We start from the raw sequence: 11,966 nt of genomic DNA, 5'->3' as shown, positions 1-11,966 counted from the left end.
ACTGGAAATCAATCAAGGATTAGGAGGAAAAAAGCAAAAAAAGGAATATTTGTTCGGTAAAACACGTGAAAACCTTGACGAGCAAGGGATTGAGGCTTTAAAATGCTTGATATGGCTTTTTATATGTGTTACTCTACATACAGAAAATCTTCACTTTGTTGGACAAACATTCCTCAAAGTGTCTGTTTTCTTATGAAAAGCCGTTTACTTGTCTGTTCTTCCCTGCTTTGATTTTTTATCAGACAGGTTTAGAATCAGGCTGAACTGTGAAGAAATGATAATAAACTGCTGATTTGATACCCTTTTGGGAGGAGGTGAAAGGCATGAACAAGACAGAACTAATCAATGCGGTTGCTGAAGCAAGCGAATTGTCTAAAAAAGACGCTACAAAAGCAGTTGATTCTGTTTTTGATACGATTTTAGATGCACTTAAAAACGGTGATAAAATCCAACTGATCGGTTTCGGTAACTTTGAGGTGCGCGAGCGTTCTGCACGTAAAGGACGTAACCCGCAAACAGGTGAAGAAATCGAAATCCCTGCAAGCAAAGTACCTGCTTTCAAACCAGGTAAAGCTCTTAAAGACGCTGTTGCAGGAAAATAATTGTGAATATAGATCGTGTATGCATCTGATACATACACTTTGTTTCTTCACAGAAAAGCCCCTTGATAAAGGGGCTTTTCATATTTAAGCAGCCCCGGTCACCGGGCAGGACTTTCGTTTTGCTTTTGGCGCGGCAAATGTGCTAGAATCGAAATTAAATGTATTCAATGGTGGAGGACACAGACAATGAAAGAAGTTAATAAAGAACAGATTGAACAGGCGGTTCGCCAGATTTTAGAGGCGATTGGAGAAGATCCGGACCGGGAAGGGCTTTTAGATACGCCGAAACGCGTGGCAAAAATGTACGCGGAAGTATTCTCGGGATTAAATGAAGACCCGAAAGAACACTTTAAAACCGTTTTCGGAGAAGACCATGAGGAGCTTGTTCTTGTAAAAGATATCGCGTTTCATTCCATGTGTGAACATCACCTTGTTCCTTTTTACGGAAAAGCGCATATTGCCTACATTCCGCGCGGCGGCAAAGTGACGGGCCTGAGTAAATTGGCGCGGGCGGTGGAAGTCGTCTCAAAACGCCCGCAGCTGCAGGAGCGCATTACTTCAACGATTGCAGAAAGCATCGTAGAGACCTTAGATCCCCACGGCGTCATGGTTGTCGTCGAAGCTGAGCATATGTGCATGACGATGAGGGGCGTAAGAAAGCCGGGCGCAAAAACAGTGACTTCCGCTGTAAGAGGTATTTTTAAAGATGACGCAGCGGCGCGTTCCGAAGTGTTAGAACATATTAAACGTGCGGATTAATAATGATAGAGGGTGCAGATATGAATTCAAAGCATTCAAGTGATTTTGTCGTCATTAAAGCGGTTGAGGACGGCGTGAACGTCATCGGTTTAACGAGAGGAACGGATACGAAATTTCACCATTCCGAAAAACTGGACAAAGGCGAAGTGATTATCGCTCAGTTTACTGAGCATACCTCTGCCATCAAAGTGAGAGGCAACGCCCTCATCCAGACCGCTTACGGAGAAATGAACAGCGAAAAAAAATAAGCCGGCTGTTTCCCGCTTTTGCCAAATGCCCGCAAACGGCGGGAGAATACAGCCAATTTCTTTTTTTTATGCTATAATGATACCTGCGTATAATAATGACGAGTAAATCTCATACATATTAGAATAAATGTGAATTTGGGGACAAGGGTGATATTTTTGCAAGACATCTACGGAACTTTAGCGAATCTAAATACGAAATTAAAACAAAAGCTGTCTCATCCTTATTTAGCGAAACATATTTCCGCGCCTAAAATCGATGAGGATAAGCTTCTTCTTTTTCACGCTTTGTTTGAAGAGGCGGACATTAAGAACAACGACAGAGAAAATTACATAGTAACTGCGATGCTTGTCCAAAGCGCCCTTGATACCCACGATGAAGTGACAACAGCCAGAGCGTTAAAGCGAGACGAAAATAAAAACCGGCAGCTCACCGTGCTTGCCGGCGACTATTTCAGCGGACTGTATTATTCGCTTTTATCTGAAATGAAGGATATCTATATGATTCGGACGCTCGCTACGGCAATTAAAGAAATCAATGAGCATAAAATCCGTCTGTACGATCGGTCTGTCAATGACTTGAATCAATTGATCGAAAGCATGGCGATTGTGGAAGCGGCCCTGTTTCACAGAGTGTCAGACCACTTTAATCTTCCGCGCTGGAAAGAGCTGGCGAGTGATTTTTTTGTATATAAGCGGCTGATGAACGGCAATGCTATATTTCTCGATGTCATCGGCAATATTGTAAAGTCAGGGAAATCAAAGGCTGACATAATGGAAGATAGCTTCCGAAAGGCAAAGCAAAGCATTGAAACGCTGCTGCCGCTCAATTCACCAATCCAAAACCTAATGCTGAACCGGCTTAAGGCGATCAGCCAGGACAAAACATATCATCAGAAAGTGGAAGAAGGGTAATCAACATGCAGGAGTCAAAAGAACAGCGCGTACACGGCGTGTTTGAAAAAATCTATAAAAATTATGACCAAATGAACTCTGTTATCAGTTTTCAGCAGCATAAAAAATGGCGCGATAAAACGATGCAGATCATGAATGTAAAAGAAGGCGCAAAAGCGCTTGATGTCTGCTGCGGAACGGCTGACTGGACGATTGCCCTCGCAGAAGCAGCCGGAAAAAGCGGTGAAATCAAAGGACTGGATTTCAGCAAAAATATGCTGAGCATCGGCGAGAAAAAAGTGAAAGAGGGCGGTTACAGCCAAATTGAACTTTTGCACGGAAATGCGATGGAGCTTCCTTTCGCTGATGATTCTTTTGATTTTGTCACCATCGGCTTCGGGCTGCGGAACGTTCCCGACTATCTGACCGTGCTGAAAGAAATGCGGCGGGTCGTCAAACCGGGCGGGCAGGTCGTATGTCTGGAAACATCCCAGCCGGAAATGTTCGGATTCAGACAGGCATATTTTCTTTATTTTAAATACATCATGCCTTTCTTCGGAAAAATGTTTGCGAAGAGCTATAAAGAATATTCTTGGCTTCAAGAATCGGCAAGAGAATTTCCCGGTATGAAAGAACTTGCGCGTCTGTTTGAAGAAGCGGGCCTGACGAATGTCAAATACCATTCGTTTACCGGCGGAGTGGCCGCTACGCATATCGGTTGGAAATGATGAATATACAGATGTTTGGGTGAATGATATGAAATTTAAAATGGCCTATTCTTTTTTAAATGACGATATTGATGTGATCGAAAGGGAGCTTGAGCAAACGGTGCGGTCAGACTATCCCTTGCTGAGTGAAGCCGGGCTCCATCTGCTCCAGGCGGGAGGCAAGCGGATCCGCCCTGTTTTCGTATTGCTTTCCGGCATGTTCGGCGACTATGACATTAATAAAATAAAATATGTTGCGGTGACGCTGGAAATGATTCATATGGCGTCCCTCGTTCATGACGACGTCATTGATGACGCCGAGCTGCGGAGGGGAAAGCCGACCATCAAAGCCAAGTGGGACAACCGCATCGCCATGTATACCGGTGATTATATGCTTGCGGGCTCACTTGAGATGATGACGAGATTGGATGAGCCGAAAGCCCACCGGATCCTGTCCAAAACCATCGTAGAAGTATGCCTCGGAGAAATTGAACAGATCAGAGATAAATACAATATGGAACAAAACCTCAGAACCTATTTGCGCCGCATCAAACGGAAAACGGCTCTTCTCATTGCCGTCAGCTGCCAGCTCGGCGCCATCGCTTCGGGAGCTGATGAGAAGATTCACAAAGCATTATATTGGTTCGGCTATTACGTGGGCATGTCCTACCAGATTATTGACGACATTCTTGATTTCACTTCAACGGAAGAGGAACTGGGAAAACCGGTCGGAGGGGATCTGCTGCAAGGAAATGTCACTCTGCCCGTTTTGTACGCGCTCCGTCAGCCTGAATTGAAAAATCAGCTGAAATTAATTAACAGTGAAACAACACAGGAGCAGCTCGCCCCCATTATTGAAAATATTAAACGCACAGACGCGATTGAAAAATCAATGGCCGTCAGTGACAGGTACTTAAAAAAAGCGTTTGAGAAACTGAATACACTGCCGAGAGGACGGGCGCGCTCATCATTGGCCGCCATCGCCAAATATATCGGCAAACGGAAATTTTAAATTCCTTTTACGAACAAGATGTGAACATTCTCCGCCCTGGATTGATTAATTGTCAGAAAGATGTTACGATTTCGGTGTGCAACTTGAAAGCCTATACATAATGATGGGGTGGAGAATCTTATGGAAAAAACTTTTATCATGGTAAAACCGGACGGCGTACAGCGCCAGCTGATCGGAGAGATTTTATCCAGATTTGAGCGTAAGGGCTTACAATTGGCAGGAGCCAAGCTAATGCAAGTTTCAGAACAGATGGCTGAAAACCATTATGCTGAACATAAAGGGAAGCCGTTTTTCGGCGAGCTTGTGGAATTCATTACATCAGGACCCGTATTTGCAATGGTATGGGAAGGGGAAAATGTAGTAGAGATCACAAGACAGCTGATCGGAAAAACGAACCCGAAAGATGCACTGCCGGGCACGATCCGCGGTGACTACGGCATGTTTGTCGGCAAAAATATCATTCACGGTTCAGACTCCTTAGAAAGCGCTGAACGGGAAATTGACATTTTCTTCAAACAGGAAGAGCTTGTACCGTATCAAAAATTAATGGCCGACTGGGTGTACTAAGCCGTCAGCCTTTCTTTTTCTCTTGTTATGAAAAGGTTTACATATTTTAAGGAAGACAGAGGCTGCGCTGCCCTGTCTTTTCATTTCTCACAAATCAGCCTGCGGGCTGATTTTTTTATTGAAATCGTACAAATTAGAAAGAAAACAGGCTATACTAGGACAAAAGACAGCGAGATTGGGAGAGAAGCAATGGAGCCTTACGAAATTTTTATCACGAAGTGGAAACAAATAACCGGCGTTGATTTATCTTTATACAAAGAAGCACAAATGAAAAGGCGGCTGACGTCCCTTTATGAAAAAAAGGGATTCAAAGATTTTCAGGAATTTGCCGCCGCTTTGGAGAAAGACAAGCTTTTATTAAATGAAACATTGGACAGAATGACGATCAATGTTTCTGAATTTTACCGAAATTATAAACGGTGGGAAGTTCTTGAAACCTCAATTCTTCCGTTAATAAAGCATAACAAACCGTTAAAAATATGGAGTGCGGCCTGTTCAACGGGGGAGGAACCCTATACCTTGGCCATGATTCTCAATCAGCAGGCGGGTTTGGCCGGATTTGATATATTGGCGACAGATATTGATGAAAAGGCGCTTGGCAAAGCCAAGCGGGGCATCTATCAGGAACGTTCGCTGCAAGAGGTGCCGGCTTCCGTGAAAAGCCGTTATTTCACCAAGCAGGCTGACAACAGTTATCAAGTAAAACAAGAGATTCAAAAAAACATCCGGTTTAAGCGGCACAACCTGCTCGCCGACAGCTATGAACAGGATTTTGATCTGATCGTCTGCCGCAACGTCTTTATTTATTTTACTGAAAAAGCAAAAGAAGAGCTGTATGTGAAAATGGCGGGCAGCCTGAAAAAGAACGGAATTCTGTTTGTCGGAAGCACAGAGCAGATTTTCAGCCCGGAAAAATTCGGCCTTGAGAGCACTGATACATTTTTTTATCAAAAAAGATAGAAGACATTTAATGAAAACTTGTGGTATAGTTTTACTTAAAAGCGTTAATGCGATGAAGGGAGAAGAAAGAAATGAGATACTTAACAGCCGGAGAATCACACGGTCCGCAGCTGACGACAATTATAGAAGGTGTGCCTGCGGGGCTTTATATAACTGAAGAAGATATTAATTTTGAGCTTGCCAGACGTCAAAAAGGGCACGGCCGCGGACGCCGCATGCAGATTGAAACGGACAGAGCGAAGATCACAAGCGGCGTGCGGCATGCCCGGACACTCGGTTCACCCATCGCGCTCGTTGTAGAGAATAAAGATTGGACTCACTGGACAAAAATCATGGGCGCCGCACCGATTACAGAAGAAGAAGAAAGTGAAATGAAACGCCAGATTTCAAGACCGAGACCGGGACACGCAGATTTGAACGGGGCTATTAAGTATAATCACCGCGATATGAGAAATGTGTTAGAACGATCTTCCGCGCGTGAGACAACGGTTCGCGTGGCTGCCGGAGCCGTCGCTAAAAAGATTTTAGCGGAGCTTGGCATTAAAGTCGCCGGACATGTCCTGCAAATCGGCAGCGTAAAAGCAGAGAAAACCGATTACACATCCATTGAGGATCTCAAACGGGTAACAGAAGAATCACCAGTCAGATGCTACGATGAAGAAGCAGGCCGTCAAATGATGGCAGCCATTGATGAAGCGAAGGCAAACGGTGACTCGATCGGCGGAATCGTTGAAGTGATCGTCGAAGGTATGCCGGTCGGTGTCGGAAGCTATGTCCACTATGACCGTAAGCTGGACAGCAAGCTCGCTGCTGCCGTTCTGTCGATTAACGCGTTTAAAGGCGTAGAGTTCGGCATCGGTTTTGAAGCGGCCGGCAAAAACGGCAGTGAAGTTCATGATGAAATCGTATGGGATGAAGAGAAAGGCTATACACGCGCCACAAACAGGCTCGGAGGATTAGAAGGCGGTATGACGACGGGAATGCCGATTGTCGTCCGCGGCGTTATGAAACCGATCCCTACTTTGTATAAGCCGCTGAAAAGCGTCGACATTGAAACGAAAGAACCGTTTACAGCGAGCATTGAACGTTCAGACAGCTGCGCGGTTCCGGCAGCAAGCGTAGTGGCTGAAGCAGCAGTGGCCTGGGAAATCGCAAATGCCGTCGTAGAACAATTCGGGCTTGACCAGATCGACCGCATTAAAGAAAATGTTGAAAACATGAAAAAACTATCGAGGGAATTCTGATGAAAGAGCTTGAGGTTCGGACAGCTTCCTCCGCATATCCCGTGTATATCGGTGAAGGCATAAGGAAACAGGCCGCTTCCCTTTTGTCTTCACTGAACAGGCCGCTGACAAAGATCCTTCTCGTCATCGATGCTGAAGTTGACCGGCTTTACGGCGATGAGATGTTCCGGCTTTTAAGCGAAACATGGCCCGTGAAAAAAGTAATCGTTCCAAGCGGAGAAGAAGCGAAGTCTCTAAAAGAGTATGAACGGATTCAAACGGAAGCGATCGCTTTCCATATGGACCGCTCCTCATGTATGATCGCCTTCGGAGGCGGCGTGACGGGTGATTTGGCCGGCTTTTGCGCAGCAACATTTATGCGAGGAATTGATTTCATTCAAATGCCGACGACACTGCTTGCCCATGACAGTGCGGTCGGCGGCAAGGTGGCCGTCAACCATAAACTCGGAAAGAACTTAATCGGCGCGTTTTATCAGCCGAAAGCGGTGATTTACGATACGGAGCTTCTGAAAACCCTGCCGGAACAAGAGCTGAGATCGGGCATGGCTGAAGTGATCAAACACGCGTTTATCGCCGATCATGCTTTTTTAGAAAAACTTCTCACGTTTGATACGTTGCAAGGACTGACAAGCGCTGAGCTGAATGAAATGATTTATAAAGGAATTTCAATCAAATCGGCCGTCGTGCGTGAGGACGAAAAGGAAGAGGGGATAAGAGCTTTTCTGAATTTCGGCCATACGCTCGGCCATGCCGTTGAGGCGGAATACGGCTACGGCCGGATTACACATGGAGATGCGGTCGCCCTCGGCATGCAGTTTGCCCTTTACGTGAGTGAACAGGTTGCGGGTTGCAAGATGAACAGGAAAGAACTCACACAATGGCTGATTGGGCTCGGCTACCCGGGAAGCATCAGACAAGATATTGAAACGCCGGTTCTTTCCGCCCGGATGATGAATGATAAAAAAACGCGCGGAGGCATGACACAGTTCATCGTGTTAAAAGAATTAGGCGAAGCGCGGGACTGCATGCTTTCAAAAGATGAGCTCGAAAATTTGCTGAACAAATGGCGAATGGAGGAAACAGCATGATGATACGCGGCATTCGCGGAGCAACAACGGTGGAACAAGACACCGAACAAGAAATTTTAGAAAAAACACAGCAGCTGCTTGAAAAAATCATTGAACAAAATGGATGCAAGCCGGAAGACGTTGTGCAGATCCTGTTATCCGCCACGCCTGATATCCATTCCGTATTTCCGGCAAAAGCGGTCCGCCGCCTTTCCGGGTGGCAGTACGTCCCGGTGACGTGCATGCAGGAAATGGATGTCACCGGCGCTCTGCAAAAGTGTATCCGTGTCCTGATGACGGTTCAGACGGATACGCCTCAGGATGAAATCAAGCATGTCTATTTAGAAAAAGCCGTTGTGTTAAGGCCGGATTTATCATTGACAAAAAATACTGACATGTAATACGATAAACAAAGCTTAGAAATACACAAGAGTGTGTATAGAGCTGGTAAGTAAGATATTGAACAGTTGAGTTTAGAATAGGGTAGCAGAGAATGAGTTTAGCTGAGCTGAGATAAACACGTTTTTATTCTGCCCAAAAGAAGCCTTTCTTTTGGGTTTATTTCTTATACGCAAGACTCCTCTCACTCTTCATCTCATTCTCCTTACCGTAAGGAGGAGAATCATGAATTTACAATCGGATGTTTCTTTATTTTTAAAGGACAGTCTGACACACCGCACCATTCCAATCGCAGAGACTTTTACGGTCGACACGATCACACCCATTCAGATGGTTGAAAAACTGGACAGAAACATTACGTATCTTTTAGAAAGCAAGGATGAGTCGTCAAGCTGGTCGAGATACTCTTTTATCGGCCTCGATCCTTTTATCACGATTAAAGAGAGTCATCACACATTCACTGCCGCTGATCCAAAAGGGCATACGCTGTTTGAAGCCGGAGAATTAAAAGCCGTGCTTGATTGGATGAATGAAAGCTTCCGCATTAAAACACCCGAGCTTGATATCCCGTTTTCGGGAGGGGCGGTCGGTTATCTGAGCTATGACATGATTCCTTTGATTGAGCCTTCCGTGCCGAGCCACGCGAAAGAAACAGATTTCGAAAAATGCATGCTGTTTGTCTGCCGGAAAATCATCGCGTACGACCACGAAACGAAACAAGTGCATTTCATTCAATATGCGGCGCTTAACGGCCGGGAGACGGAGGAAGAAAAGCGGGCAGTTTTTAAAGAAAATTGCGCGGAGCTTCGTAAGCTTATCGGTATTTTGACAGAACCGAAAGATATGAAAGAGCCGTTTTTTTCTAAAGAATCATTTGAAACGCCAAGTTTTGCCGATGTGACATCCAATTATACAAAAGAAGAGTTTATGGCCGGCGTCGATAAACTGAAAGAATATATAAAAGCCGGAGACATTTTTCAAGGGGTGCTTTCGCAAAAGTTTGACATTCCGGTATCCAGACATTCATTTGAGCTGTACAGGGTGCTCCGCATCATCAATCCTTCACCTTATATGTACTATATCAAACTGCCTGACAGAGACATTGTCGGGAGTTCGCCTGAACGTCTGATCCGCGTGCATGACAGGCACTTGGAAATTCATCCGATTGCCGGAACGAGAAGAAGGGGCGCCGGAAAAGAAGAGGACGAACGCCTGAAAAAAGAGCTGATGAATGACGAAAAAGAGAAAGCTGAACATTATATGCTCGTCGATCTTGCGCGCAATGACATCGGCAGAGTTGCGGAGTACGGTTCCGTAGCCGTTCCGGAATTCACAAAGGTCGTTTCTTTTTCACATGTGATGCACATCATCTCTGTTGTAACCGGCCGTTTAAAACAGGGCGTCCATCCGGTTGATGCGCTGATGTCGGCATTCCCGGCAGGAACACTCTCGGGCGCTCCGAAAATCCGCGCGATGCAGCTTTTAAATGAATTAGAACCGACTTCCAGAGAAACCTACGGCGGATGTATTGCTTATATCGGATTTGACGGGTCAATTGATTCGTGTATCACCATCCGCACCATGAGTGTCAAAAACGGTACGGCGTCGGTGCAGGCGGGCGCGGGAATAGTCGCTGATTCCGTCCCGGAAGCCGAATATGAAGAGAGCTGTAACAAAGCGGGGGCGCTTTTAAAAACGATTCAAATCGCAGAAGACATCTTTTCTGGCGGGGAGGAGAAGACGGATGAACAAATTTCTGCAATCGTGCGTTAATGGCCGCACGCTGAAAACCGGAGAAGCCGAAAAGCTGATGGAGATGATGATGAACGGGGACATGTCGCAGTCTGAGATCGGCGGGATTTTATCGGTATTAGCCCACCGGGGTGAAACGGCGGAGGAGCTTGCCGGATTTGTAAAAGTGATGCGGGCGCGGGCACAGACGGCGGGTGGCTTGGCGGATGTCGTTGATACGTGCGGAACAGGCGGCGACGGGATTTCTACGTTTAACATATCCACGGCAGCGGCGATTACAGCTTCTGCCGCCGGAGCTAAAGTTGCCAAGCACGGAAATCGCTCCGTTTCGTCTAAAAGCGGCAGCGCGGATGTGCTGGAAAAGCTGGGGGTTTCCATTCAAGCCACTCCAGAAAGCGTCAAACGCAGCATTGAAATGAAACAATTGGGGTTTTTGTTTGCGCCGCTGTTTCATTCGTCAATGAAGCACGTCGCCGCCGCAAGAAAAGAGCTTGGCTTCCGAACCGTATTTAATCTGCTGGGCCCGCTCAGCAACCCGCTGCAGGTGAAGCGGCAGGTGATCGGCGTCTATTCATTTGATAAAGCGCGCCTGATGGCAAGCGCTTTGGAACAATTTGATGTCAGACACGTCATGCTTGTGTCGGCGCGTGACGGATTAGATGAACTGTCCATCACAGCACCGACCGATATCATTGAACTGAAAAACGGTGAACGTCTGGAATATTCCGTTTCACCTGAACAATTCGGTTTTGCAGAAGGTTCATTGAAGGATATTCAAGTGAATTCATCGGAAGAAAGCGCGCTCCTCATTCAGAATATTTTTGCAAATAAAGCTCCGTTATCCGCTCTGCATATTACCGCCTTAAATGCGGGCGCGGCCATTTATACGGCAGGTCTTGCAAACGATCTGAAAGAAGGAACGAAAACAGCCTTAGAAGCGATTCAAAACGGAGATGCCAAAAAGCAGCTCGAACGTCTGAAACAGAAAGAGGAAGAAATGTATGCTTGACCAAATCATTCAGCAGAAAAAAGAAGAAATCAAATCCATCGTGCTGCCGGAAACCTGTCAAATTAAACGGAGATCCTTTAAAGAAGCACTCCTGAACCCGAACCGTTTTATCGGGCTGATTGCCGAAGTGAAAAAAGCTTCGCCGTCTAAAGGATTGATTAAAGAGCATTTTGTTCCGGAAACGATTGCGGCGGATTATGAAGCGGCTAAAGCCGACGCCCTTTCGGTTCTCACGGATACCCGTTTTTTTCAGGGGAGAAATCAATTTCTGACAGATGTGAAACAAACCGTGTCTCTTCCCGTGCTGAGAAAAGATTTTATTATTGATTCCCTTCAGGTGGAGGAATCGTTCAGGATCGGCGCCGATGCCATTTTGCTGATCGGGGAAGCGCTGGAACCTTCAGAGCTTTATGAGCTTTATCTGGAAGCCCGCGAGAAGGGCATGGACGTTCTCGTTGAAGTCCATGGTGAAACTGTGCTTGAACGGATTTTACAAGTGTTTCAGCCGGACATTCTCGGCATAAACAACCGGGACTTAAAAACGTTCCGTACTTCTGTTTCGCAAACGGAAAAAATAGCGCAGCTTGTGCCGGACGGCTGCCTGCTGGTCAGCGAAAGCGGCATCGGTTCTTTGGCTGACCTGCAATTCGTCAACAAGCACGGGGCGCAGGGTGTATTGGTCGGAGAATCCTTAATGAGAGAGGATTCGCAGCAAAAGGCGATCCGCGGACTGTTCGGGGAGTGACGAT

General features: G+C 46.2%; 14 protein-coding genes. All 14 read left to right on the top strand.

The features are described 5' to 3' along the window. Positions 1–323: 323 nt before the first annotated feature. The 14 genes from hbs (at position 324) to trpC (ending at position 11,962) form a co-directional block, all read left to right on the top strand. On the top strand, positions 324–602 hold the full coding sequence (gene hbs / locus ACWJJ5_RS15375) for a non-specific DNA-binding protein Hbs (RefSeq protein WP_003153447.1): 279 nt from the start codon (positions 324–326) through the stop codon (positions 600–602). A gap of 186 nt (positions 603–788) precedes the next feature. Next, the gene (folE, locus tag ACWJJ5_RS15370) at positions 789–1,361 is read left to right on the top strand and encodes a GTP cyclohydrolase I FolE (protein WP_454022515.1); all 573 of its coding nucleotides are present in this window, start codon (positions 789–791) and stop codon (positions 1,359–1,361) included. Positions 1,362–1,381: 20 nt separating this feature from the next. Then, positions 1,382–1,609, top strand: coding sequence for a trp RNA-binding attenuation protein MtrB (mtrB, locus tag ACWJJ5_RS15365; protein ID WP_003153449.1), 228 nt, complete (start codon positions 1,382–1,384; stop codon positions 1,607–1,609). Between the two features lie 156 nt (positions 1,610–1,765). Next, entirely contained in the window at positions 1,766–2,521 is a 756-nt protein-coding gene (gene hepS / locus ACWJJ5_RS15360; protein ID WP_007409455.1) for a heptaprenyl diphosphate synthase component 1, read from the top strand. 5 nt (positions 2,522–2,526) lie between these two features. Further along, a complete protein-coding gene (gene menG / locus ACWJJ5_RS15355) occupies positions 2,527–3,228 on the top strand; it encodes a demethylmenaquinone methyltransferase (protein WP_003153453.1) in 702 nt (233 codons plus the stop codon). Positions 3,229–3,256: 28 nt separating this feature from the next. Beyond that, positions 3,257–4,219 carry a heptaprenyl diphosphate synthase component II gene (gene hepT, locus ACWJJ5_RS15350; protein ID WP_003153454.1) on the top strand — a complete coding sequence of 321 codons (963 nt, stop codon included), beginning with the start codon at positions 3,257–3,259 and terminating at the stop codon, positions 4,217–4,219. A 120-nt stretch (positions 4,220–4,339) separates the two neighbouring features. Next, complete coding sequence (gene ndk / locus ACWJJ5_RS15345; protein ID WP_003153455.1) at positions 4,340–4,786, top strand: nucleoside-diphosphate kinase; 447 nt, start codon at positions 4,340–4,342, stop codon at positions 4,784–4,786. 189 nt (positions 4,787–4,975) lie between these two features. Beyond that, a complete protein-coding gene (locus ACWJJ5_RS15340) occupies positions 4,976–5,746 on the top strand; it encodes a protein-glutamate O-methyltransferase (protein WP_454022514.1) in 771 nt (256 codons plus the stop codon). A gap of 71 nt (positions 5,747–5,817) precedes the next feature. Continuing rightward, positions 5,818–6,990: a chorismate synthase gene (gene aroC, locus ACWJJ5_RS15335; RefSeq protein ID WP_003153459.1), complete on the top strand. Its 1,173-nt coding sequence runs from the start codon at positions 5,818–5,820 to the stop codon at positions 6,988–6,990. Beyond that, positions 6,990–8,078 (top strand): 3-dehydroquinate synthase, encoded by a 1,089-nt coding sequence (gene aroB, locus ACWJJ5_RS15330; protein ID WP_101562232.1) that lies wholly within the window; start codon positions 6,990–6,992, stop codon positions 8,076–8,078. The genes aroC and aroB overlap by 1 nt, the downstream gene beginning before the upstream one ends. Further along, a complete protein-coding gene (gene aroH, locus ACWJJ5_RS15325) occupies positions 8,075–8,458 on the top strand; it encodes a chorismate mutase (RefSeq protein WP_003153463.1) in 384 nt (127 codons plus the stop codon). Before aroB ends, aroH begins: the two co-directional genes overlap by 4 nt. A gap of 223 nt (positions 8,459–8,681) precedes the next feature. Then, on the top strand, positions 8,682–10,229 hold the full coding sequence (gene trpE / locus ACWJJ5_RS15320) for an anthranilate synthase component I (protein WP_129091591.1): 1,548 nt from the start codon (positions 8,682–8,684) through the stop codon (positions 10,227–10,229). Then, a complete protein-coding gene (gene trpD, locus ACWJJ5_RS15315; protein ID WP_070082036.1) occupies positions 10,201–11,217 on the top strand; it encodes an anthranilate phosphoribosyltransferase in 1,017 nt (338 codons plus the stop codon). The genes trpE and trpD overlap by 29 nt, the downstream gene beginning before the upstream one ends. After that, the gene (gene trpC / locus ACWJJ5_RS15310; RefSeq protein WP_070082035.1) at positions 11,210–11,962 is read left to right on the top strand and encodes an indole-3-glycerol phosphate synthase TrpC; all 753 of its coding nucleotides are present in this window, start codon (positions 11,210–11,212) and stop codon (positions 11,960–11,962) included. The genes trpD and trpC overlap by 8 nt, the downstream gene beginning before the upstream one ends. The last annotated feature ends 4 nt before the right edge of the window (positions 11,963–11,966 follow it).

The sequence above is a fragment of the Bacillus sp. JK74 genome, assembly GCF_053663395.1.
The sequence above is the reverse complement of the archived record's forward strand: the minus strand, read 5'-3'. Positions and strand labels throughout refer to the sequence as shown.